The sequence below is a fragment of the Catelliglobosispora koreensis DSM 44566 genome (genome assembly GCF_000379685.1).
Taxonomy (GTDB): domain Bacteria; phylum Actinomycetota; class Actinomycetes; order Mycobacteriales; family Micromonosporaceae; genus Catelliglobosispora; species Catelliglobosispora koreensis.
In genome coordinates, this window is record NZ_KB903249.1 from 1,487,196 (window position 1) to 1,510,301 (window position 23,106).

At 65.8% G+C, this 23,106-nt stretch carries 21 protein-coding genes, 2 tRNA genes and 1 rRNA gene; 13 read left to right on the forward strand and 11 right to left on the reverse strand.

Features of this window, described 5'->3' with window-relative positions; all coding sequences use genetic code 11:
• Nucleotides 1–4: 4 nt before the first annotated feature.
• Both folP and A3E1_RS0106960 read left to right on the forward strand, forming a co-directional pair.
• A complete protein-coding gene (gene folP, locus A3E1_RS0106955) occupies nucleotides 5–898 on the forward strand; it encodes a dihydropteroate synthase (RefSeq protein WP_020520034.1) in 894 nt (297 codons plus the stop codon).
• The gene (locus A3E1_RS0106960) at nucleotides 898–1,446 is read left to right on the forward strand and encodes a dihydrofolate reductase family protein (protein WP_020520035.1); all 549 of its coding nucleotides are present in this window, start codon (nucleotides 898–900) and stop codon (nucleotides 1,444–1,446) included. The genes folP and A3E1_RS0106960 overlap by 1 nt, the downstream gene beginning before the upstream one ends.
• Here A3E1_RS0106960 and A3E1_RS0106965 read toward each other — a convergent pair.
• From A3E1_RS0106965 to A3E1_RS45580, 8 genes are all read right to left on the reverse strand, one after another.
• Entirely contained in the window at nucleotides 1,443–2,615 is a 1,173-nt protein-coding gene (locus tag A3E1_RS0106965) for a vWA domain-containing protein (RefSeq protein ID WP_020520036.1), read from the reverse strand. The genes A3E1_RS0106960 and A3E1_RS0106965 overlap by 4 nt on opposite strands.
• The gene (locus A3E1_RS0106970; protein WP_020520037.1) at nucleotides 2,612–3,781 is read right to left on the reverse strand and encodes an AAA family ATPase; all 1,170 of its coding nucleotides are present in this window, start codon (nucleotides 3,779–3,781) and stop codon (nucleotides 2,612–2,614) included. The genes A3E1_RS0106965 and A3E1_RS0106970 overlap by 4 nt, the downstream gene beginning before the upstream one ends.
• Nucleotides 3,778–5,583: an ankyrin repeat domain-containing protein gene (locus A3E1_RS0106975; RefSeq protein WP_026208174.1), complete on the reverse strand. Its 1,806-nt coding sequence runs from the start codon at nucleotides 5,581–5,583 to the stop codon at nucleotides 3,778–3,780. Before A3E1_RS0106975 ends, A3E1_RS0106970 begins: the two co-directional genes overlap by 4 nt.
• A complete protein-coding gene (locus A3E1_RS0106980; RefSeq protein WP_020520038.1) occupies nucleotides 5,580–6,707 on the reverse strand; it encodes a leucine-rich repeat domain-containing protein in 1,128 nt (375 codons plus the stop codon). Before A3E1_RS0106980 ends, A3E1_RS0106975 begins: the two co-directional genes overlap by 4 nt.
• Entirely contained in the window at nucleotides 6,701–8,026 is a 1,326-nt protein-coding gene (locus A3E1_RS0106985) for an SDR family NAD(P)-dependent oxidoreductase (protein ID WP_083929374.1), read from the reverse strand. The genes A3E1_RS0106980 and A3E1_RS0106985 overlap by 7 nt, the downstream gene beginning before the upstream one ends.
• Before the next feature lie 24 nt (nucleotides 8,027–8,050).
• Nucleotides 8,051–8,123 (reverse strand) — tRNA-Cys (locus tag A3E1_RS0106990).
• Nucleotides 8,124–8,167: 44 nt separating this feature from the next.
• Nucleotides 8,168–8,240: transfer RNA gene (locus A3E1_RS0106995), tRNA-Cys, on the reverse strand.
• The gene (locus A3E1_RS45580; RefSeq protein ID WP_157631343.1) at nucleotides 8,231–8,839 is read right to left on the reverse strand and encodes an ankyrin repeat domain-containing protein; all 609 of its coding nucleotides are present in this window, start codon (nucleotides 8,837–8,839) and stop codon (nucleotides 8,231–8,233) included. The genes A3E1_RS0106995 and A3E1_RS45580 overlap by 10 nt, the downstream gene beginning before the upstream one ends.
• A 99-nt stretch (nucleotides 8,840–8,938) precedes the next feature.
• Here A3E1_RS45580 and argC point away from each other — a divergent pair, with 99 nt between their 5' ends.
• Genes argC through argH form a run of 8 tightly spaced genes read left to right on the forward strand, consistent with a single transcriptional unit; the run spans nucleotide 8,939 to nucleotide 16,945 of the window.
• Nucleotides 8,939–9,952: an N-acetyl-gamma-glutamyl-phosphate reductase gene (argC, locus tag A3E1_RS0107005; RefSeq protein WP_020520039.1), complete on the forward strand. Its 1,014-nt coding sequence runs from the start codon at nucleotides 8,939–8,941 to the stop codon at nucleotides 9,950–9,952.
• Nucleotides 9,949–11,103 carry a bifunctional glutamate N-acetyltransferase/amino-acid acetyltransferase ArgJ gene (gene argJ / locus A3E1_RS0107010; RefSeq protein WP_020520040.1) on the forward strand — a complete coding sequence of 385 codons (1,155 nt, stop codon included), beginning with the start codon at nucleotides 9,949–9,951 and terminating at the stop codon, nucleotides 11,101–11,103. The genes argC and argJ overlap by 4 nt, the downstream gene beginning before the upstream one ends.
• Complete coding sequence (gene argB / locus A3E1_RS0107015) at nucleotides 11,100–11,813, forward strand: acetylglutamate kinase (protein ID WP_083929375.1); 714 nt, start codon at nucleotides 11,100–11,102, stop codon at nucleotides 11,811–11,813. The genes argJ and argB overlap by 4 nt, the downstream gene beginning before the upstream one ends.
• Complete coding sequence (locus A3E1_RS0107020; RefSeq protein ID WP_020520042.1) at nucleotides 11,810–12,991, forward strand: acetylornithine transaminase; 1,182 nt, start codon at nucleotides 11,810–11,812, stop codon at nucleotides 12,989–12,991. Before argB ends, A3E1_RS0107020 begins: the two co-directional genes overlap by 4 nt.
• Nucleotides 12,988–13,875 carry an ornithine carbamoyltransferase gene (gene argF, locus A3E1_RS0107025; protein ID WP_020520043.1) on the forward strand — a complete coding sequence of 296 codons (888 nt, stop codon included), beginning with the start codon at nucleotides 12,988–12,990 and terminating at the stop codon, nucleotides 13,873–13,875. The genes A3E1_RS0107020 and argF overlap by 4 nt, the downstream gene beginning before the upstream one ends.
• A 4-nt stretch (nucleotides 13,876–13,879) precedes the next feature.
• On the forward strand, nucleotides 13,880–14,374 hold the full coding sequence (locus A3E1_RS0107030; protein WP_020520044.1) for an arginine repressor: 495 nt from the start codon (nucleotides 13,880–13,882) through the stop codon (nucleotides 14,372–14,374).
• On the forward strand, nucleotides 14,367–15,560 hold the full coding sequence (locus tag A3E1_RS0107035) for an argininosuccinate synthase (protein ID WP_020520045.1): 1,194 nt from the start codon (nucleotides 14,367–14,369) through the stop codon (nucleotides 15,558–15,560). The genes A3E1_RS0107030 and A3E1_RS0107035 overlap by 8 nt, the downstream gene beginning before the upstream one ends.
• Complete coding sequence (gene argH, locus A3E1_RS0107040) at nucleotides 15,560–16,945, forward strand: argininosuccinate lyase (protein WP_020520046.1); 1,386 nt, start codon at nucleotides 15,560–15,562, stop codon at nucleotides 16,943–16,945. Before A3E1_RS0107035 ends, argH begins: the two co-directional genes overlap by 1 nt.
• 18 nt (nucleotides 16,946–16,963) lie before the next feature.
• Here the strand turns inward: argH and A3E1_RS39310 are convergent, their stop codons facing one another.
• Nucleotides 16,964–18,145 carry an MFS transporter gene (locus tag A3E1_RS39310; protein ID WP_157631344.1) on the reverse strand — a complete coding sequence of 394 codons (1,182 nt, stop codon included), beginning with the start codon at nucleotides 18,143–18,145 and terminating at the stop codon, nucleotides 16,964–16,966.
• Nucleotides 18,146–18,200: 55 nt separating this feature from the next.
• On the opposite strand from A3E1_RS39310, the gene A3E1_RS0107050 reads away from it, so the two are divergent.
• Nucleotides 18,201–18,767 carry a DNA-3-methyladenine glycosylase gene (locus A3E1_RS0107050; RefSeq protein ID WP_020520048.1) on the forward strand — a complete coding sequence of 189 codons (567 nt, stop codon included), beginning with the start codon at nucleotides 18,201–18,203 and terminating at the stop codon, nucleotides 18,765–18,767.
• Here A3E1_RS0107050 and A3E1_RS0107055 read toward each other — a convergent pair.
• Nucleotides 18,748–19,992, reverse strand: coding sequence for a DUF1501 domain-containing protein (locus tag A3E1_RS0107055; protein WP_020520049.1), 1,245 nt, complete (start codon nucleotides 19,990–19,992; stop codon nucleotides 18,748–18,750). The genes A3E1_RS0107050 and A3E1_RS0107055 overlap by 20 nt on opposite strands.
• Nucleotides 19,993–20,011: 19 nt before the next feature.
• Nucleotides 20,012–21,268, reverse strand: a complete 1,257-nt coding sequence (locus A3E1_RS0107060; RefSeq protein ID WP_020520050.1) for a DUF1800 domain-containing protein — start codon at nucleotides 21,266–21,268, stop codon at nucleotides 20,012–20,014.
• A gap of 66 nt (nucleotides 21,269–21,334) precedes the next feature.
• Here A3E1_RS0107060 and tyrS point away from each other — a divergent pair, with 66 nt between their 5' ends.
• Together tyrS and A3E1_RS0107075 are read left to right on the forward strand one after the other, a co-directional pair.
• Nucleotides 21,335–22,588 carry a tyrosine--tRNA ligase gene (gene tyrS / locus A3E1_RS0107065; protein WP_020520051.1) on the forward strand — a complete coding sequence of 418 codons (1,254 nt, stop codon included), beginning with the start codon at nucleotides 21,335–21,337 and terminating at the stop codon, nucleotides 22,586–22,588.
• A 378-nt stretch (nucleotides 22,589–22,966) separates the two neighbouring features.
• Nucleotides 22,967–23,106, forward strand: a 16S ribosomal RNA gene (locus A3E1_RS0107075); the annotation flags it as partial.

Here is a 23,106-nt window from a genome sequence, read left to right on the forward strand (position 1 = left end):
GGTTATGCAGGGTGTTTTCCTCCCGCGATTGCGGGAGCCGGTGCGCACCATCGCCGGCCGGACGTTTGACTTCGATCGTCAAGTCGCCGTGATGGCGGTGGTCAACCGGACACCCGACTCGTTCTACGACAAGGGCGCGACGTTCGCTCTCGACAAGGCGGTGTCCGCAGTGGACAAAGCCGTTGCCGACGGAGCCGACTGGGTCGACATCGGCGGGGTGAAGTTCTCGCCCAACGATGGGGAAGTCTCCGCCGAGGTGGAGGCCGACCGCGTGCTGCCAGTGGTTGAGGCCGCCGTGAAAACGGGTGCCGTGGTCAGTGTCGATACGTTCCGGGCGAGCGTCGCCGAAGCGGCGCTCGACGCCGGGGCGCACGTCGTCAACGACACCACCGGTTTGCACGATCCCGCGCTCGCCGATCTCGTGGCCGCCAGGCCGCACACACAACTGATCATCACGCACAGCCTGGCGAAGCCGCGCACACACTATCCGCAGCCGCAATACGCCGATATCGCGGCGGAGATCGCGCTGTTCCTGCGCAACCGGGTCGATGTGGCGCTCAGCCGTGGCGTTCAACCGGGACAGATCATCATCGATCCCGGGCACGACCTGAACAAGAACACCTATCACACACTTGAGCTCACGCGACGGCTCAGTGAAATCGCCGAGGTGGGATACCCCTGCCTGGCAGCTGTGTCCAACAAGGACTTCGTGGGCGAGACCCTCGACCGTCCCCACGGTGAGCGGATCGCGGGCAGCCTGGCCGCCGCCGTCTACAGCATCTTGCAAGGAGCCCGGATCGTGCGAATGCACAACGTCAAGGAATCGGTCGACGCGGTGCGCATGACCGAAGCCATCATCGGCTGGCGCAAGCCCGCCTACACCGTGCACAACATGTGATGCGCCACCTAGCCGCCTATCTGCCCGAGGACCGCAGCAAGAAGCTGTTGCGGATCAACATGGTGTCCTCCTTGGACGGTGCCGCCACCCTCGAAGGCCGCTCCGGTGGCCTCGGTGGTCCTGCTGACCAAGAGCTCATGCAGACCCTCCGCATGATGGCCGACGTCATTCTCGTTGGTGCCAACACAGTCCGGGTTGAGGGCTACAAGGGGGATCTGATCGGCGAAGCAGCCCAGCGGTGGCGGCTGGAGCACGGCATGTCCCGGCACCCGGAGTTCATCGAAGCCTCACGCAAACAAGGGCGCCCACTGGAAACGCTGCTGCCTCAGCTTGAAGGGCACATCCTGTGCGAGGGCGGGCCACACATCGTCGCCGCACTGGCCGGTTTGGACGCCATCGACGAGCTGTGCCTGACGATCGGTCCACTGCTGGCAGGCCCGGGTGAAGGACGGATCAGCGAGGGTACGCCACACCCGTTGCGGCGCATGAATCTTGTGCACGCCATCCCCGACGGAGACCTGCTCTTCTTGCGCTATGCCCGCGTCTAGCTGGGCTTGACGCGTATAGCGCTGATCCAGGCGGGCGGCGCGGGCGGATTGTCGCCCACGAGGCCCGCGATGACACGCGTGGCCGCGAAAGGCGCCTCGGGCCAAGGCGTGTAGCCATCCGTCAGCACGACGACGATGTGCGGTGGATCGGGCCGTTTCATCGCCTGGCTGATGCCCACGCGCATATCCGTGCCCCCGCCACCGGCCAGCTCCACTTCGCGGACACTGCTGACGGCCCGCGCTGCGTGCACATCGGCGTCGCAGGCGAGCACATTCACCCGGTTGCCGCCGATGCCAACAGCGCGCAGGACGCCGCTGACCTCCCCGAGCACCTCGGCGAAATCGTCGGAAGACATCGAGCCGGAGGTGTCGATGACGATCGCGACCCGCGGCACCGGCTGGCGCAGACGAGGCAGCACCACGCGTGGCAGGGCCGCGTTGCGGCGTGACGGCCGCTGAAAGGTGTAGTCGACCGCTCCCGAGGCCCACGCCGCCGCTTCACGGACCGCACCGGTGAGGGCACGGCGCCAGTCGATGGTCGGCTCCAGCACCTCGTCAGCCCACCGCTTCCAGCCGTTGGCGATGGTGCCGCGCGAGCGCACGTGCTGGCGGATGCCTTCAGCGGTTTGCCGGCGGATCGCCGCAGCCTCCACTTCGGACACTCCGGTAGCACCGGTGCCGCCCAGCTCCCAGGGCTGTGCCGTCCCGTGCGCACCTGAACCACAGTTGGGCCCGTGCGGCGTTGGTGGAATATGCGGCAGGTATTGCTCGAACATCTGGCCATCGGGCAGGCCAAAGGTGCCGGGGTGAAAACCCCCGTCTGGCAGCGAAACATGATCCGCGAGCAGATCGTCATTGATTTCGCAGTCTTGCGCGATGTTCACGCGCGGCCAGTCGCGGCGGTCGCTCTCGGGAAGCAGCGCGCTGCGGCCGTGGTGGTCGCGCAGCAGGTGGCCGATCTCGTGAATCCACACCCCAGCCAGCTCGGGCACGGGAGTTCTGTCCACAAACGACGGTGAAACGTAGCAGCGCCAGTGCTTGTCGACGCCCATCGTCTGAATCTCGGCGGATTCGATGACGGTCAGGCTGAACAGAGCGGTGGCGAAGTAGGGCCGGTCGTTGGCCGCCCGGAAGCGGGCCGCTAACAACTTCGTGCGGTCCAGGGTCATAGCCGGCCAGACAGCTGCAGCACTTCCACGAAGGCGTCGATGTCTGGCGGAACGGGCCAGGCCGGGTCACGCATCGCCGCCAGATCCATGGCGGCCCGTGCCGCCACGTCGGGCACGCCAGCGTCGACCGCTTTGGCGAGCACTGTCCAGCCGGCGTTCCAGCGTTGCTGGGTGACGCGCATCTGAATGGCGGCAACGGTCGCCGTGAGGAAAGCCAGCTGACGGTCGCCGCGGTTGGGCAGCTTGAACGCCGCCGGGTCGGCCAGCACCCGCTCGGGGTCGGGCAGGTCGAGTTCGTCGAGGTAGGTCACGAACTCCAGGCCGGACCCGTTGCCAATGGCGCCAATGACAGCGGTGCTCAAAGCATCCTTCGACGTGCCGCTGCAGTGGTGGAAAGCCAGCAGCCGCAACACCATCTCCCACGTGCGGGGCGAGGGCCAGGCGCCGCCCCGGGCTTCGGTGTCGGTGGGAAGGTGGTGCGTCAGGCCGGGTCGCGCGGTGAGGAAGCCAGCGATCGAACCACGGGCTTTGGCCAGCGCACTATCCATTTTGGAGCGATCGAGCGCGGGAATCTCAATCGACGGCCACGTTCCGCCGAGCCCGCGCGCGACCACACGAGGGTCATGCGCCCAGTAAAGGTGCACGAACCGGTTGGCCAGTGGTGGGCTCAGGTGCCAGCCATCGGCGGCACTGCTGGCCGGGTTGGCGGCCGCGACGATCCGCACCCGCGCGGGCAGGCTGAGGCTGCCGACCCGGCGCTCCAGCACGACACGCAGCAAGGCGGCCTGCACTGCCGGTGGTGCCGAGGACAGCTCGTCGAAGAACAGCAGCCCTTCGCCACTGCGCGCCAGGCGCACCGCCCAGTCGGGCGGGGCCATCGGAACGCCTTCCACGGCAGGGTTTTCGCCGATGATGGGCAGCCCGGAAAAGTCCGACGGTTCGTGCACGCTGGCGATGACGGTCTCCAGCGGGACGCCGATCCCTTCGGCGAGCTGTTGCAGCGTCGCCGATTTCCCGATGCCGGGCTCGCCCCACAGCAACACGGGCAGGTTCGCTGACACGGCAAGCGCTAGCGCGTCAGCCCGGGGGTCGGTGACCCGTTCGGTGCGGGTGGCCCGGGTGGCCGCGATCAGGTCGTCGGCGGCCTCAAGACGCGCGGCGGTCATCGTTTGGCCCAGCCTTTCAGCAAACGGTAGATCGCTTTGATATTCGCGAACTCGGGATCGTCGTCTTCATCCTGCTCGTCGCCGTCATCGTCGTCCCAGATGCCGGCCTTGTATTGCGCGAGCTCCAGCGCGCTGGTGCCGTCGTGACCGGCCATGCCCAGGTCGGCGCCCGCGTTGAGCAGCGCCTCGACGAGGGCCAGCTCGCCACCGTCACCGATGGCCACGCTCAGCGGTGTCCTATCGCGATGGTCTCGGGTGTCGATCGGCAGCCCGGCCTCCAGCAGCCGGGGCAGCAGGGTCGTGTGATCCCACCGCCGCAAGTGGTGCAGCAAGCTCTGCCCGCGGCCGTCACGGAGCTGCGGGTCGAGCCCGGCGTCGAGCAGGGCGTGGACTCCAGCGGCATCAGCATGGAGCAACCGCTGCAGCAAGTCCTGGCGCCGCAACCGCAGCGCACGGGGTAGGCGCCCCTTGGCTCCCCGCCAGACCTGTGCCGCGTGGAAGCAGCCGGTCACTTCTCCGCCCAGACCGCGCAACGCCGCTTCCCGGCGGATCTCGGCCTCGGTGTGCCCCGGAAGGTCAAGCGAGCCAGCGCTTTCCGACACGACGTGCCATTGTCCTTGGCAGCGCACCCGGATTGGCTCTTCCACTGTGGCCGCCGGGATGTCCGCTACGGCGGGGAGCTGAAGTGCCTTACGCACCAGCGGATGCAGGTCATCAGCCGTGATCAGGCCATGCCAGAGCAGATCGAGATCGGGTGGGAGGAAGGCCAGATCGGAGGGGATGCGGCGCACATCATCATGCCGGTACGGATATGAGTCCAGCGTCGCCGACCAGTGATCCTCGCTCCATGTCAGGATGACGCCGAGTTTCCAGCCGAGCCGCAGCAGGAACCGGTCTTCCTGGTAGCGCTGGCGCAACCGGGTGGCCTCGGCTCGCAACGATGTCAGCTGAAGGGGTTGCTGGGCCAGCCAGTCATGGATCTCGGCGGTCCGCAGCTGTGATTGTTTGAGGGCGACGGCGGCATCTAGCTTGGGCGCGTTGGCGTTCCACGGGTCCTCGGAACGTTGCGCAAAATCTTCAGGTGTCTCGCCAACGATGGACGGCCCGAGCACGATCCCCGCGGCAGCCCATGCTTCGGCCAGGCGTCCCTCACCACGCAGCCGATGCGCCAGCTCCTCCACGTCGGCCGGCCCGCCGTCGCCGCGAAGCCGGTGTGCAGACTCCTCGGCACCTCCGCCGGGCGGCAACTCTTCGGCTGCGGCTTGCCCGGCCTCGCCCGACGCGGCGAACTGTTCCTCCGGCAGCGGATCACCGGCCGTGGTGAACCGGGGCAAACGGCCGGACGCACCGCCCCACGCTTCGCGCAGGCCATCGGCGAACCGCGCGTGCCACAGGTGCGGCGGAAGGTCGACGGTGTCGCTGCGGCTGATATCGCTTGCGGCAACGAGGTCTAACCGCAGCCGTTGCGAACCATCCACCGTCTTAGGTGGACGTAACACGAGCACGTGTTCGCGGTCCGCGAAGGGACCGGTCAGCAGAACCCACGAGTCTCGGGTCGCCAGACTGGTGCGCCCACCAAGCGTGCGGGGCAGGTGCCACCGCAGCAGATCGGGGATGAGGCCGAGCAGATCGTCTCGCGCGTCAGCGGGATCGTCAAACGTCACGTCGATGCCACCGGCCGCACAGGCGGCGCGCCAATCGCCGTTAAGCCGGGCCGTGGTGCACTCCTCGATCATCCGGTGGGGCACCGCGTAACGGCGGACGCGCTGCCAGTTCTTAAGCACCGAAGGTGGTCTGATCACCGGTAAACACTCGCAATCGCGGCGACATCGGGGTGAGGCTGAGACGGGTGGTGGGCGAGCGCGGCTGCGGCGGCCCGCCGCATCCGCCGGGGCACGCCACCGTTGACGCCCAGATATTCCAAAGTGGAGTGTCCGTCGATGGCTGTCAGCAGAAGCCGCAAGCCGCGCCCGGTGATGCCGGTGTAACGCAAGTCGAGGCGGCGAAGCTGGCTCTGCGGAAGCGCTTCGGCAAGCGCGGCCGCGCCAGCGTCACCGACCAGATTGCTGTTGGCGCCAAGCGCCCGTTCAGAGGGCGGGCGTGCCAAGTCGAGGGTGTGCCAGGCGGTCAGGTGGCGGGCCAGCGCTACCGCACCGTCCGGCGTGATTCCGTTGCCGCCCAGGCCGAGCGACACGGGCAGCCCGGCCGCGGCTTGGGCCAGCGCCGAGACTCCTTCGTCGCCAAGGTGATTGGCCGCGAGGTAAAGCTCATGCACACCAGCGTCACGGATCAGCGACGCCAGCATCGGCACCGCTTCTGGGCCGAGCCCGTTGCCGCCCAGGAACAGCCGCTCCAGCCGGGCTTCGCGGCCCTTCAACGCGCCGGCCAGGGCGGCGAGACCGTCAGCGCTGAGGCCGACATTGACGAGGTCAAGCGTGCGCAACGTGGTGTTGTGGCGCAACGCCTCGCACAGGCGGCGCACGCCATCGTCGCCGACCGGGTTTCGCTTGAGCCACAAGGCACGCACGGTGGTATCGCTGGCTAGCCGCTCGGCGAGCGAATCCACGCCGGGTGCCGCGATTTTGTTGCAGCCCAAGTAAACCGTCTCGATCTGGTGGCCGGGCTCTAGCGCGTCAGCGACAGCTTTGGCTCCTTCGTCGCCTAATCCGTTGGTACCCAAAAGGAGGTGTTTGACTTTGGCGGAAGCAGCGGCGGCGCGGGTGAGGTCGGCGGTGAGCAAGGGACCGACGCCTTGTTTGCATAGGTCGAGCCGTCCGTCGGCCTGAAGGCGCCCGCGCGGGAACTCGCCCGGCGCGGCTCCTTCACGCAGTCCCGTAAGCAACGGCGCGAAGTCGGCCGGGTCGGCCAGCCCGTATTCGGGGTGGGTGATGACCGGGCAGCGGACCGGCGTTGGTTCCCTCACCATGGCACGCTCCGGTAGTCCTTGAGGAAGTGGCCTGACATCGGCTCGCCAAGCACGCCACGCACGATCGGGTCGTAAACCCGGGCCGCGCCATCGATGACGTCAAGTGGTGGCCGGAAACCCTTGTCCCGCGCGCTCATTTTGGCCGGGTGCGGATTCTCATCGGTGACCCAGCCGGTGTCGACACTGTTCATGTGGATCCCGGCACTGGCGTAATCGCCAGACACGGTGCGCGTGAGCATGTTGAGCGCGGCTTTGGCCATGTTGGTGTGCGGGTGCCGGTGGGTCTTGTTGGGATGGGTGTAGCTGCCTTCCATCGCTGACACCTGAACCACATAGCGGTCCGCGAAGGGCGACTTTTCCATCAGCGGGCGCAGGCGTGACGTGAGCAGAAACGGGGCGAACGCGTTGACCACATGCGCCTGCAGCCACTCGCCGGGGGAGACGTCGGCGTCACGCAACACCCAGCTGTTGCGCGGGCGCAAATCGAGCGGCTGCCCGGTCTCGTCGGTCAGCCCAGCGGGAAAGTAGTGCTCGATCAGGGCGGGCAGGTTCGCCGCGTCCACTGTGGACGGTTGGCTCGCCGTGACGCTCAGCCGGGCGGCGGCTCCGGTGAGCGATTGCGCCTCAGCCGTGCGCACTTCACGGTGGTATTCCGGTGGGCGGTAAAGCGTCTGAGCCGCGTTGTTGATGAGAATGTCGAGCCCGCCCGGAAACCGCTCGTGCACGGTCTCGATCAGGGCGGTGATGGCGGTCAGGTCCAGCAGGTCGGTGCCATGCAGGTGCAGCCGGCCCGCCCAGTCGACGGCGTCAGGCACCTCAGCGAACCGCTTGGCCGCGTCTTTGGGGAACCGGGTCGACACAATGACTTCAGCCCCGTCGCGCAACAACTTGAGCGCGGTGTGGAAGCCGATTTTGACGCGCCCGCCGGTGATCAGCGCCGTGCGCCCGGTCAGGTCACACCGGGCGGACCGCCGGACACGGTTGTCGTCGGCGCAGCCAGGGCAGAGCAAGTGGTAGTCGATGTCGGCTTCGCGGAACTGTCCTTTGCAGACATAGCACCGCCGCATGCGCAGCAGCACCCCGGCGGTTTCGCCCGCCGTCTCGATCGCGGGAGTGGTGTCTGGGATCTCTTCCTGAAACCGGCGTGCCTGACTGACGATTTCGCGGTCGTGGGCACGGGTTTGCGCCGAGCGCCGGGATTTGGCGGACTTCTTCACGCGGCGGTGTGCTTGGACAATCGCTTGATCGAGATCCGGGTTGGACACCCCAGAGGCCAGCACGCGCAGGCAGATCGCCAGTTCCTCGTCGCTGACCGGCACGGCTCCTCCCAAGATCCGTAGGGGCGAGACCGGCCGGATTCGAACCGGCGTCCTCCAGATTGCAGTCAAGGCGCGTCGACCTCTGCGCTACAGCCTCGCCGCGCGCGAGCGTACCGCACGCTTACGACAGCGTGGGGAGAGCGGGACGGGCTGGATTCGAACCGGCGTCCTCCTGCTTTGCCGGCAGGCGCGTCGACCTCTGCGCTACCGCCCCGCTCCGGTCGCCGACGCTAGCAAACGCCCGGCCTCGGGGTCAGCTCCGTAATGCACCGTCCACGCACGCCGAAACCGCTGCAATGGCGTCTCCCCACGATGGTCGGTCAGGCGCGGGTCGGCTCCTGCGCTAAGGAGCTCCCGGACCGTCCATGCTTTGCGCAAGTTACCGGTCATGTGCAGCGGAGCCCGCCCTTCGGTGTCTCGCAGATTCACATCGAGCCCAAAGCTCAGCAACCACGGCAAACTTTCCGCCTCCCGCAGCGCCGCCAGGTAATGCAGCGCGCTTCGCCCGCCGAACCCGCGGACCCTTGGATCGAAGCCGTCCGCGACCAGGCACTCAAGCTCGAACACCTTTCCTCGCGCCGCCAGGGACAAGAAGTTATTGCGCTCGCGCCGCAGTTCACGCGGAAGCCAGCCGACGCCGGTCGCCCAACCTGATAGAGCGCGAAAACAGCCGCCGAGGGCTGACAGGGCTACTTCGCACCGGATTTCTTCGTCGGTATGCAGGGTCGCGAGGCCGTGCGGCGCGATCATGACTTCGTGCCATACCTGACCGCACTTGACCCGGACCATGGGCGATTTCCAGGGCGTACGCACGGAAGCAGTGTAGGCGCGACATGAGTGATGCGGAACTCATTTGCATGGTCATGCGCTCAACCGTATGCTTACTGAGCGAATGATTATGCGGAGGTAGGTATGGGAATCCGGGTCGCGGTGGCCGGTGCCAGCGGATATGCCGGGGGTGAGCTGCTCAGGCTCCTCGCCGGTCATCCCGAGTTCGACCTGACTTATGCGACGGCACACTCTCAGGCTGGCCAGCCGCTTTACCGCGTACACCCGAATCTTGCCGCTCTTGACCTGACTCTGGCCGAGACGGATCCGGCTCTCCTGGCCACGGCAGACCTGGTGTTCCTCGCCCTTCCGCACGGGGAGTCGGCCGCGCTCGCCGCGCAACTGCCCGACAGCGTGAAGATCGTCGACCTCGGCGCGGACTTCCGGCTGAGCGACCCCGGGCAATGGGAGCAGTACTACGGCGGAACCCACGCGGGCACCTGGGCCTACGGCTTGCCGGAGCTGCCCGGGCAACGGCAGCAGATCGCTAACGCGCAGCGGGTCGCGAATACCGGCTGTTATGCGGCCGCCGTCACGCTCGCTCTCGCACCGCTGATCGCCAGCGGTGTCGCCGAGGCCGAGGATGTCGTCGTCGTGGCCGCGAGCGGCACGTCAGGCGCGGGCAAGTCGCCTAAGACCCATCTGCTCGCGAGCGAAATCATGGGCGATCTCACGCCGTACAAAGTCGGGGCACACCAGCACGTGCCCGAGATCAAGCAGGCGACCGGGGCGCGAAGCCTTTCCATGACACCGGTTTTGGCGCCGATGCCGCGCGGGATTCTGGCGACCGTGACCGCGAAACGGTCCAGTTGCGACATCACCGCCGGAGTTGTCCGCGAAGTGCTCGCCGATGCTTACGCGGGCGAACCGTTCGTGCAGGTGCTTCCCGAAGGCTCCTGGCCGCACACGGGGGCCACCGCGGGTTCCAACAGTGCTCATCTGCAAGCCACCGTCGATGTGGATAGCGGCCGGATCATTGTGGTCAGTGCCCTCGACAACCTAGGCAAGGGCGCCGCGGGCCAGGCGGTTCAGTGCGCCAACGTCATGTCCGGGCTGCCGGAGACTTCCGGCCTGTCTGTCTTCGGAGTATTTCCGTGAGCGTGACCGCACCCAAGGGCTTCAAGGCATCCGGCATCGCGGCCGGGCTGAAAGCCTCGGGAAATCCTGATGTCGCTCTCGTTGTCAACGAGGGCCCCGATGCGACCGCCGCCGCGGTCTTCACCGCCAACCGCGTCAAAGCCGCGCCGGTGCTGTGGAGCCAGCAGGTCCTCAAAGGACGGGCCGTGCGCGCGGTCATCCTCAACTCGGGCGGTGCCAACGCTTGCACCGGCCCGGCCGGGTTCCAGGACACGCACCGCACCGCTGAATACGTCGCCTCGCGCCTCGGCGGCATGGGTGCCGGGCAGGTCGCCGTTTGCTCCACCGGGCTCATCGGGGAACGCCTGCCGATGGACAAGTTGCTGCCCGGCGTGGACCAGGCCGTGAAAACCCTGGCCAAGGCCGGGGGCCAAGCCGCCGCAGAGGCCATCATGACCACCGATTCCCATGCAAAGACTTCGTGGGTACGAGGTGAGGGCTGGTCAGTCGGCGGCATGGCTAAGGGCGCGGGCATGCTGGCTCCCTCGCTGGCCACGATGCTCTGTGTGCTGACCACTGACGCGGTCGCCGACGCCGAAACGCTCGACAACGCGCTCCGTGAGGCGTGCCGGGTGACGTTTGACCGCTTGGACTCCGACGGCTGCATGTCCACTAACGACACCGTCCTGCTGCTGGCCTCCGGCGCTTCTGGTATCTCGCCGTCGGTCGACGAGCTGACAGCCGTCGTGACACAGGCGTGCCACGAGCTGGCGCAGCAACTGCTCGCCGACGCCGAAGGCAACACCAAAACGATCGGCATCGAGGTCGTGAACGCGGCGTCGGAAGCCGACGCGGTGGAGGTCGGGCGGTCCATCGCCCGCAACAACCTGGTGAAGACAGCGCTTTTCGGCAACGACCCGAACTGGGGACGCATCCTGGCGGCCGTGGGCACGACGTCGGCGGTGTTTGAGGCTGACGAGCTGGACGTCGCCATCAACGGTGTCTGGATTTGCCGCTCCGGCGCGGCCGCTGAGGATCGCTCCAAAGTGGACCTGTCCGGTAAGGCGGTGTCCATCACGGTCGATCTGCACGCGGGCGCGGCGAGCGCGACGGTGTGGACCAACGACCTTTCGCACGCCTATGTGCACGAGAACTCGGCGTACTCGTCATGAGAGTCATCAAGTATGGCGGGCATGCGATGGCGGACCCTTCGGCGTTCGCGGCCGCGGTGGGCAAGCTCGGCGAGCTTCCCGTCATCGTGCACGGCGGCGGTCCGCAGATCTCGGCGATGCTCGACCGGTTCGGCATCGTCAGCGAGTTCCGCGACGGCCAGCGGGTGACCACGCCGGAGATGATGGCCCTCGTGCGGATGGTGCTGCTGGCGACCGGTAAAGATGTGGCCACGCAACTGAATCTGCATGGTCTTAAGGCGGTCAGCCTGTCGGGTGAGGACGGGGGCTTGTTCACCGCTGTGCGCATGACGCCAGACATCGGTCTCGTGGGCGACATCGAAGTCATCGACCCGTCGGTCGTGCTGTCGTTGCTGCGGGAAGGCTACATCCCCGTCGTGGCAACGGTTTCGCCGGACAAGGACGGCATCGCCCACAACGTCAACGCCGACACCGGCGCCGCTGCCCTTGCCGTCGCTTTGCAGGCAGAGCAACTGGTGATGCTGACCGACGTTCCAGGGCTCTACAGCGACTGGCCAGACCGCTCCAGCCTGGTCGCGGAGATTTCCGCGGCTGGTGTTGAAGAACTTCTCCCGAGCCTAGAGAAAGGCATGGTGCCCAAGATGCAAGCTTGCCTGCGCGCGGTGCGCGGTGGTGTCACGTCAGCGTTGGTCGGCAGCAGCCTTACCACGGGAACGGTGGTGACGTCATGAGCGATCTCGTAGAACGGTGGGAGCAGGTCGTCGCCAACACCTATGGCACCCCCTCGATCGGGCTCGTGAGCGGAGCCGGCGCCGTGGTCTATGACGAGAGCGGAAAGTCCTATGTGGACATGCTCTCCGGCATCGCGGTCAACGCGCTCGGGCACGGGCACCCGGCCGTCATCGAAGCGGTCACCCGGCAAATTTCTCAGCTGGGCCACGTTTCCAACTTCTTCGCCGCCGAGCCACCCGTCGCACTGGCCGAGCTTCTGCTCGCCTTGACGGGCCGCCCCGGCCGCGTGTTCTTCGCCAACTCCGGCGCTGAGGCCAACGAAGCCGCGTTCAAGCTGTCGCGGCTGACCGGCCGTACGCAGATCGTGGCTGCCGAACAAGCGTTCCACGGCCGGACCATGGGTGCGCTGGCGCTGACCGGGCAGCCGCCCAAACGGGATCCGTTCAAGCCGCTGCCTCTGGACGTGACGCACGTTCCCTACGGCTCGGTGGAAGCATTGAGCGCGGCGGTGTCGAGCGAAACCGCCATGATCATCCTGGAGCCCATCATGGGTGAAGCGGGTGTCGTGCCAGCGCCGACCGGATACCTCGCTGCCGCAAGGGCTTTGGCCGACCAGCATGGTGCCCTGCTCGTGCTCGACGAGGTGCAGACGGGCATCGGCCGGACCGGCCACTGGTTCGCGCACCAAGCCGAAGGCGTAGCACCCGACGTCATCACCCTCGCCAAAGGACTCGGCGGAGGCCTGCCCATCGGCGCGATGATCGCGTTCTCCGACGGTGCCTTCGCCCGGTCGAATGACGGTGGCGCGGCTGGTTTGTTCAAGCCGGGTCAGCACGGCACGACGTTTGGGGGCAACCCGATCGCGTGTGCCGCCGCGCTCGCCGTGTTGCGGACCATCGCCGCCGACGGACTGCTCGACCACGTCAAGCGGATCGGGGAGCGGCTGCGGCGGGGGATCGCCGGGCTGCCTCAGGTCGCCGAGGTGCGGGGTGCGGGTTTGCTGCTGGGCGTGGTGCTCACGGCACCTATCGCGCTGGACGTGAAGGCCGCGCTAGTGGAAGCCGGGTTCCTCGTCAACAACGCGCAGACCGACGTCATCCGGCTCGCCCCGCCGCTGATTTTGACCACGGCACAGGCTGACGCCTTCATCGCCGCCCTATCGGAAGTTCTGTCGTGATTAGACATTTTCTGCGTGACGATGACCTGACTCCAGCCGAACAGGAGCAGGTGCTAACGATGGCGCCTGGAACCGTTGGCGGCAAAGCGGTCGCGGTCATCTTCGAAAAGCCTTCCCTGCGCACGCGGGTGTCGTTCGAGGTCGGCATCGCTCAGCTGGGCGGGATCCCGGTCATCGTCGACGCGCGATCGACCCACTTCGGCCGGGGTGAGTCGATGGCCGACGCCGCCCGTGCCTTGTCCCGTTACGTCGACGCGATCGTCATCCGGACGTTTGAAGACACACGGATCGCCGAGCTCGCCGACTACGCCACCGTCCCGGTGATCAACGCTTTGACGGACGGGTTCCACCCGTGCCAGCTTCTGGCCGACCTGATGACGGTCCGCCAGCACCTGGGCTCGACGGCGGGCAAAACCCTTGCCTACCTTGGCGACGGGGCCAACAACATGGCCAACAGCTATCTCCTCGGCGGGGCGACGGCGGGCATGCACGTGCGCATCGCCGCACCGACCGCCTTCGCTCCTGACCCGGTCATCGTGTCGCGGGCGGGCGAGATCGCCGCCGCTACGGGTGGTTCGGTCAAGGTGACCGTGGACCCGTGGGAGGCGGTCGCCGGATGCGACGTCGTCGCCACGGACACGTGGACGTCGATGGGCCAGGAAGACGATGGCATCGACCGGATCACGCCGTTCCTTCCGTACCAAATCAATGGGGCCTTGTTGAAGGAAGTGCCGAACGCGATCGTGCTGCACTGCCTTCCGGCCCACCGCGGTGAGGAAATCACCGACGAAGTCATGGACGGCCCGCAAAGCGTCGTCTTTGACCAGACCGAGAACCGGCTGCACGCGCAAAAAGCGCTGTTGTCGTTCCTGATTGGACAGTAAAGGCATGACAGCACCACTAACTCGCGTCGCACGGCACGCTCGCATCGAAGGGCTCATCCGGTCTCAGCCGGTGCGCTCGCAAACCGAGCTGGGCGAGTTGCTGTCCGCCGGAGGGGTCCAGGTCACCCAGGCGACATTGTCGCGTGATCTGGAAGAGCTGCGGGCCATCAAGGTCGGTGGGGTCTACCTCATCCCCGAAGACGGCAACCGCGCGCTGCGCCCCGCCGAAACCGGCACCACGCGGCTGATCCGCCTGCTGCGCGAATTGCTCAACAGCACCGATCACAGTGGAAACATGGCCGTGCTGAGGACGCCGCCCGGTGCGGCGCATTACCTCGCTAGCGCCATAGACCGTTCTGGAGTACCAGAAATCGTCGGCACCATCGCCGGCGACGACACCATTTTTGTTCTTGCCCGCGAGCCACTGGGCGGCGAGGCACTGGCAGAGAAACTAGCCGGATGGGCCGGCCTTGATGAAGGAGCGCAAGAAAGTGACTGACCGGGTAGTTCTCGCATATTCCGGGGGGCTCGACACCTCGGTCGCCATTCCGTATCTCGCCGAGAAGACGGGTGCCGAAGTGATCGCCGTCGCCGTCGACGTCGGTCAGGGTGGCGAAGACATGGAAGAGATTCGCAAGCGGGCCATCGCCTGTGGCGCCGTCGAAGCCGAGCTGGTCGACGCGCGCGACGAGTTCGCCGCCGAATACTGCCTTCCCGCGGTTCGCGCCAACGCGCTCTACATGGACCGCTACCCGCTGGTGAGCGCCCTTTCCCGGCCGCTGATCGTCAAGCACCTCGTGGAAGCGGCCCGCAAGCACGGTGGCACCATCGTTTCGCACGGCTGCACCGGCAAGGGCAACGACCAGGTCCGCTTCGAGGTCGGCATCGGCTCGCTCGCCCCGCACCTGAAGGTCATCGCGCCCGCCCGTGACTACGCGTGGACCCGGGACAAGGCCATCGAATACGCCGAGAGCAAGGGCCTGCCGATCGACGTGTCGCACCGCAGCCCGTATTCGGTGGACCAGAACGTCTTCGGGCGGGCCGTGGAAACCGGCTTCCTGGAAGACATCTGGAACGGCCCGATCGAGGACATCTACTCCTACACGGCCTCGCCGGCGCTTCAGCGTGACCCGGACGAAGTGGTGATCACGTTCGACCAGGGCATCCCGGTCGCGATCGACGGCGAAACCGTCACCCCGCTTCAGGCCATCGTGGAAATGAACCGGCGTGCCGGTGCTCAGGGCGTCGGCCGCATCGACATGGTGGAAGACCGTCTCGTCGGCATCAAGAGCCGCGAGATCTACGAAGCGCCCGGCGCCATCGCGCTCATCACCGCGCACCAGGAGCTGGAAAACGTGACGGTGGAACGGGATGTCGCCCGGTTCAAGAAGTCCGTCGACCAGCGGTGGGGCGAGCTCGTCTACGACGGCCTCTGGTACTCCCCACTGCGCAAGGCGCTGGATGTGTTCATCGCCGAGACCCAAAAGCATGTGTCCGGTGAGATTCGCATGACGCTGCACGGTGGACGGGCAGTCGTGTCTGGCCGGCGCAGCGAGGACTCGCTGTACAACTTCGACCTCGCGACCTATGACGAGGGCGACAAGTTCGATCAGTCTCTGGCCAAGGGCTTCGTCGACCTGTGGGGCCTGCCCTCACGGCTGGCAGCACAACGGGACGCGAAGTAATGAAGCTCTGGGGCGGAAGGTTTCAAGGCGGGCCTGCTGAGGCGCTGGCCCGCCTGTCGGTGAGTGTCCACTTTGACTGGAGGCTCGCCCGGTATGACATAGCGGGCTCGCGAGCACATGCCCGGGTCTTGGCCAGCGCGGGTCTGCTCGACCCGGATGAGCTCGGCCAAATCCTCGCGGCGCTTGACGATCTGGATATCGCGGTGGAGACCGGAACTTTCCGTCCCGTGATCGAAGACGAAGACGTGCACACCGCTTTGGAGCGTGGTCTCCTGGAGCGCCTCGGTGCTCTGGGCGGCAAGCTGCGCGCGGGCCGCTCCCGCAACGACCAGGTCGCCACGGATCTGCGGCTTTACATGCGCGACAACGCTTTGCAGCTGCGCCAGGCGATTGTCGAGCTGGCTGACGCGCTGACCGAGCAGGCCGCTTTGCACGTGGACACGCCGGCACCCGGCATGACCCACGTGCAGCACGCTCAGCCGGTCACGTTCGGGCACTGGCTCCTGGCGCACGTGCACCCGCTGCTGCGTGACCTGGATCGGTTGCAGGACTGGGACAAGCGTGCCGCGGTCAGCCCGCTGGGCGCTGGCGCGCTCGCGGGCTCGGGCTTGCCGCTTGACCCGCCAGCGGTAGCCAAGGAACTCGGGTTCCGGGAGTCGTTCGCCAACTCGATGGACGCGGTGTCCGACCGCGACTTCGTGGCCGAGTTCCTTTTCATCACAGCGCTTTTGGGTGTGCACCTGTCGCGTCTTGGTGAGGAGATCGTGCTGTGGACGTCTTATGAGTTCGGCTGGGTCGAACTCGACGACGCCTTCGCCACGGGTTCGAGCATCATGCCGCAGAAGAAGAACGCGGACATCGCCGAACTAGCCCGGGGTAAGGCGGGCCGCCTGATCGGTGGCCTGGTCAACGTGCTGACGATGCTCAAGGGCCTGCCGCTGACCTATGACCGAGACATGCAGGAAGACAAGGAGCCGGTGTTCGACGCGATCGACACGCTGGCCCTCGTGCTGCCCGCGATGGCCGGCATGATCGCGACCATGACGGTTCGTGTGGATCGCCTTGCCGCGTCAGCGCCGGTCGGCTTTTCGCTCGCGACGGAAGTGGCCGATTGGCTGGTGCGCCAAGGCGTTCCGTTCCGCGACGCGCACGAGATCACCGGACAGCTCGTCGCGCTTTGTTCGGTTCGCGAGTGTGAACTGCACGAAGTCAGTGACGAAGACCTGCTGTCGGTCAGCCCGCACCTGACATCTGAAGTGCGCAACGTGCTGACCGTCCGCAGTGCCCTGTCCGCCCGCACCACCCCTGGCTCAACGGGACCGGGACCGGTGTCGGATCAGCTGGTGTCCGTGCAGGAACAGCTGAAGGCCTGGAAGAAGTCCTGACGTGAGACCGCCGGGCGGCTACCCTCCCGCCGCCCGGCCCAAACCGAGCGCTGGTTGCTTGGTGCGGCCAGCCGTTAGGTAGACGATCAGGCCAGTCGCGGCGAGCACAGCACCGACGACGGGTACGGCCTCAATGCCCACGTGGTCGAGTGTGAGAGCGCCAATGGTGGCACCGCCCGCGATGCCGACGTTGAAGGCGCTCGCGTTGACCCCGGACGCCTGCTCGGTGTGATCCGGAGCGGTGCGCAAGGTCGCCGTCTGAAACAGCACCGGCAGCAGTCCCATCGCCAGGCCACTCATCGTCACCGCCGCGATCGCGACGATCGCCGACCGCCCGCCAATAGACAGCAATACCAGTGCGCCCGTCATCAGGGCGGCTCCGGTGAGCATGCCTTGGCGCAGCCACCGGTCCACGAGCCACCCGGTGACCGGGAGCATCAAGGTGCCAGCGAGTCCACTGCACATCAGGACCGGAGCGATCTGCGCCTCGCTGAGCCCCGCATTCGCTAGCAGTGGCGCGGTATAGGTCGAAAACGTAAACGCCCCAAGCATCGTGACCGCTGTGGTCGCCACGATGGCTGGAAAGCCGGGCAGGCGCACCACTTCCAGCAGTGACGTGCGCACGGCCGCGGTGCTGCCGGGGACCTCAGGCAACCGCTGTGCCAGCAACGCCAGGACTACCCCCAACACGGCGAGTCCCGCGAACGTATAGCGCCAGCCCACCGCGACGCCAATCGATGTCCCGGCTGGTACACCTATCAACACCGCAGCGGCACCACCAGAGGACACGATGGTGATCGCCCTGCCGACCCGCTCCGGGCTCACGAGCCGGGCCGCGTAACCGCCGAGCACCGCCCAGAACAGACCGTGCGTCAGACCGCCGATCAGCCGTGCCACCACCGCGATCGAATAGGTCTCCGCGAATATCATCACGGCATTGCTCACGGCGTACGAAGCGAGCGCGGCCGTTAGCAATAACCGCCGCGGCAAACGGGCCGTCAGCGTGCCCAGGGGAGCGGCGAACAACGCGACCATGACCGCATACCCCGTCACGAGCAGGCCAATCTGCGCGGGCGAAACCGACAGATCACGGCTCATGCTCAGTAGCAGCCCTGTGGGCACCAGCTCAGTCGTGACGGAAAGAAAGATGCCCGCGCAAAGCAGCAGGAGGGAGCCAAGGGGCCAGGGCTGTCGGGTCACCGAACCACCCTGTTCGTCAGCGGCCCGCCGCGGCAAGTGAATTAGTCTTGCTGGCGTGAAGTTTCTTCAAGGGCCGGTCGACGAGGCCGCGAAACGTCTGCTGGGCAGCCTGATTCACGGCAACGGCGTGACGATCCGGCTGACCGAGACCGAGGCCTACGCCGGACTTGGCGAAGACGAAGCTTCACACGCCCACCGGGGAGTGACCAAACGCAACGGCATCATGTTCGGCCCGCCCGGGTTCCTCTACGTCTACTTCACCTATGGCATGCACTGGTGCGCGAATGTCGTTTGTGGACCGGAGGGTTCCGCCTCGGCCGTGCTGTTGCGAGCCGGCGAAGTCGTTGACGGGCTTGACTTAGCGCGCTCGCGCCGCGCCGGGCACAAGGACCGCGATCTGGCCCGTGGCCCAGCCCGCCTCGCTCAAGCGCTGGGACTCGACGCCGCGGCCAACGGCGCGAACCTGCTCGACGCGCACTCGCCCGTGCGCCTTTCGCTTGAGCCCGCATCTACGGCCGTGCTATCGGGCCCACGCATTGGCATCAGAAAAGAGGTGGCCCGCCCGTGGCGCTTCTGGCTTGCGGGCGAGCCAACCGTCAGTGCTACGCGAACAGCCCGTTGAGGCGGCCCTTCCAGCCATCCACCACGCGAGCCGGGTCGGCGTTGAGCACCTTCTCCGACAACGTCGCGTAGATGTCGCGGAAATCGGTGCTGTACTTGACGTCTCCGTCGTCGAGCTTCTTCAAGTTCGGCGCTTCGCCGTAAAGACCACCGTTGAGCGAGTGGCCGAGCAGCATGACATCAGCCGCGGCACCATGGTCGGTGCCGTCGGAAGCGTTCGCCCGCACGCGGCGGCCGAACTCCGAATAGATGGCGACGACGACGTTCTTACCCTGCTCCGTCTTGGACACCCGGTCCAGGAACGCGGTCACCGACCGGTCGAGGATGCCGAGCAGCCCTTGATGCGGCGCCTTCTCATCGGCGTGAGTGTCGAAACCGCCCAGTGACACGGAGAACGCCCTCGTGGCCACTTTGGCCTCGATGCACTGCGCGACCAGGCTCAGCTGATTGTTCAGGGCGCTGCCTCCACCCGTACCAGTGGCTCGGGCTTGGGCTTGTCCTGCTTGGGCTTCATCGTTTTCGCGGACGTCACGAATGAACGTGTCCACATTGGCCAGATCGGCGAAGCAAGCGGCGGCACGCGCCTGCAGAATCGACTCGCCCGCGGCGGCCTGCCCCAATGCGCTGACCGTCTTGAGAGGAAGATTCTTCGGCAGCCGTACTCCGTTTTGCCCCACCACGGCGCCAGCGCTCAGCGCGCCCGCCAGAAGCGGTGGCAGCACGGTTTCGAAGGAGACAGCCATGCGCGGGTCACCACCGACCGTGTCCAGCCACCGGCCGAGCCAGCCTGTGTTGCCGGGCTGGTTCGGGTTCGCGGTGTGCCAGATGTCCATCGACCGGAAATGACTACGATCCGCTTTGGGGTACCCAACGGAGCGCACGATCGCCATTCGCTTTTCGCCATACAGCCGGTGCATGCCCTTCATCGCCGGGTTCAAGCCCACCGAGTCGCTGACCTTCAGCACCTCCGTGTCCTTGTAAGCCAGCTCTGGACGGGCGTCGTGATAGGCACTGTCCGCGAACGGGACGATCATGTTCAGCGAGTCGTTACCGCCGTACAAGGTGATCATGACGAGGGTCTTGCTGTCCGGGCCAGTCGTCTCGGTGCGCTCTCCCGCCGTGGCGAGAATGTCATTCACCGAGTACGCCGTCATGCCGGCCGCTAACGCGCCAGCACCGGTGACACCACTGGTGACGAGGAACTTGCGCCGGGTTATCGAATCCATCGCGATACTCCTGTTGTCCTCAGTGGACGCAATACTCGGGGCTGATCAAGCCCAGGGCCAGCAATCTCCTGGCATCCTTGGCTTGTTCGGACAGGGCCTGGCGGGTCCGCTGGGTCCACATGTCCACGACGAGCAGACGGGCGAGAGCCTCCATACGGCCCTGCTCCGGTGCGGCGTTCAGTTTCTCGATCGCCGGTGCCGCCGCCTTGGAGACGAGAAGCTCGGCGACACGCAACCGCACCTGCACCGACGAAGTCGTTAGCCAGGCACCGCCATCGGGCCAGCCACCCACGCTCGGTGGATGGAACAGCAGCTGATCCATGCCGTTGAGCCCATCGCGCAGAGCCTTGCGGTCGGCATCGTTGAAACTCGACGGGCGAATGCCCAGCTGACGCATGGCACCCACGGCCCACTCCGTCGGCTGCTTGACCAGCTGTCCCCGCGTCGCCGGGAAAGCCGGGTCACGCAACATCGCGGCCGTGAGCGCATTCAAGTCCCTATTCGCGCCGTAGGCCTTGGACATCCGGTCGACGACCTCGGGGGCGGGCCGTTCACCGGAAGCGAACCGGAACCACAAACGGTCAGCCAGGAACTTCACTGTCGCGGGCTGTGCCATGAGCAGGTCGGTGTAACCGTCGGCGTCGAACTTGCCTTTCTGCCCCAGGATCGTTTTCTCACCTGAGTCGAAGCGGGAAGGTTCGAGCTTTACCGTCCCGTTCCCGCGATTGACCGTCCAGCCTGTCAGTGCCTTCGCACCCTGCTGCACGTCAGCTTCGGTGTAGTTGCCGATGCCGATCGTGAACAGCTCCATCAGCTCACGGGCCAAGTTTTCGTTAGGGGCTCTCTTGGTGTTGCGCTGCCCGTCGAGCCAGAGGACCAGCGCCGGGTCGCGCAGCATCGCCTTGACGAACGGGGCGAAGTCACCGCGCCCGAGCTGCCGGAAGACGTTCTGCTGCTGCATCATCAGCGGTGCTGAGTCCACTTTTTCGACACTGGTGGCCCAGTGGCCGTGCCAGAAGAAGACAAGTTTCTCGGGGAATTGATGTGCCGTGGCGACCATGCGGTCCAGCCACCAGTCGGTGATCCGCTGGATCTGCTGATCTTTGTTTAGGTTGGCGAGCACAGGTGCCGCAGGGGCGCCATCTGCCCCGGGTGGGTTGACGAGACGATCGACTGTCGCCTGGTACCCGGCTCGCTCGGCCTCATCTACCTCTTCCGCGGTCGGGCCAAAAGTTGCCCGGCGGAGTAAATGAGCGACCTTCTCGCGTTCGGCCATAGACATGGACAATAGGCGGGGTTAACCGGATGCGCGAGCGGTGGGGGTATAGGGGAGAATCATCGCGTGACCGACATTCTCGATGACCTGCAATGGCGTGGCCTGCTTCAAGATTCCACTGGCCTGGAAGAGCTCCGTAAGGATCTCTCGGCCGGGCCATTGACGTTCTATGTGGGCTTCGACCCGACGGCACCAAGCCTGCACCTGGGACACCTCACCCAGGTGCTCACCGCTCGCCGCTTTCAGCTCGCTGGACACCGCCCGTTGCTCCTGGTCGGCGGTGCCACCGGACAGATCGGTGACCCTCGCGAGTCCAGTGAACGGACCCTCAACCCGCCAGAAGTCGTGGCCGGATGGGTGCAGAAGATTCGTGGCCAAGTTGAGCCGTTCTTCGACTTCGATGGGCCTAACGCCGCGACGATGGTGAACAACCTCGACTGGACCGGCTCACTGTCCGTCATCGAATTCCTCCGCGACGTAGGCAAGCACTTCCCGGTCAACAAGATGCTGGCTCGCGATGTCGTCAAGGCACGGCTCGAGTCCGGCATCAGCTTCACTGAGTTCGCCTACCAGTTGCTGCAGAGCAACGACTACTACGAGCTGCACGAGCGCTACGGCTGCAAGCTGCAATTCGGCGGCTCTGATCAATGGGGCAACATCACGGCCGGGGTCGATTTCATCCGCCGCCGTGGGGCGGGGCCGGTTCATGCCTTCACCACGCCCCTCGTGACGAAGGCCGATGGCTCCAAGTTCAGCAAGTCCGAGGGTGATGCGCTGTGGCTCGACGCCGAGATGACGAGCCCTTACGCGTTCTACCAGTTCTGGTTCAACACCGACGACCGCATCGTCATCTCGTACATCAAGAAGTTCAGTTTCCGCTCGCACGAAGAGATCCTCGAACTTGAACGTGAGACGCAGGAGAAGCCGTTCGCGCGTGCGGCACAGAAGGCACTTGCCGAAGAGCTGACGACGCTCCTGCACGGCAAGGACGAAACCCAGCAGGTCATCAACGCCTCGCAGGCACTGTTCGGCAGGGGAGCCCTGACCGACCTCGGACCGTCCACTTTGGGTGCCGCCCTGTCAGAGGCGGGCCTCGTCAAAGTGAACGAACTAGGGACCGTCGCCACGTTGCTCAAAGAGTCCGGCTTAGCGTCCAGTTTGGGTGATGCCCGGCGGGCCGTCGCCGAAGGCGGTGCCTACCTCAACAATGAGCGACTGTCCGATGGGGACGCTGTTGTTTCCGCGGACGCGTTACTACACGGCAAATTCCTCGTTCTAAGGCGTGGAAAGAAGAACATCGCTGGCGTCGAGCTGGTGTGACGTGGGTCGCGGTTCGCCGATTTGCTTATGGCGGCCGCATCCGCGTAATGTTCTCCGAGCCAGCAGATGGCTGGCAAAATCCCGCTCAACTCACTGGAAACAGTGATGCGCGCTGGAGCGCCTAAACGGTACAAAGAGCTGCAGATCACGAAAATTCGGATTTGACGCGATGAGGCCGATTAGGTAAAGTTAAACAGTTGCCCCGATCGAGGGCCGCAGAATACAAGCGGTTTTTGACGGTGTGTGTTTGTTTTTTGAGAATTCAACAGGGTGTGTTGTTTTTGTTGGTGCCATTGTTTTGGTGGTGGCCAGGGTCTTTCCTCGTCGGATGGCCTGGTTGCCGAGTGGCATATTTGATATGCCAGTTGATTGGATTCTTTTTTGGAGAGTTTGATCCTGGCTCAGGACGAACGCTGGCGGCGTGCTTAACACATGCAAGTCGAACGGAAAGGCCCTTCGGGGTGCTCGAGTGGCGAACGGGTGAGTAACACGTGAGTAACCTGCCCTGGTCTTTGGGA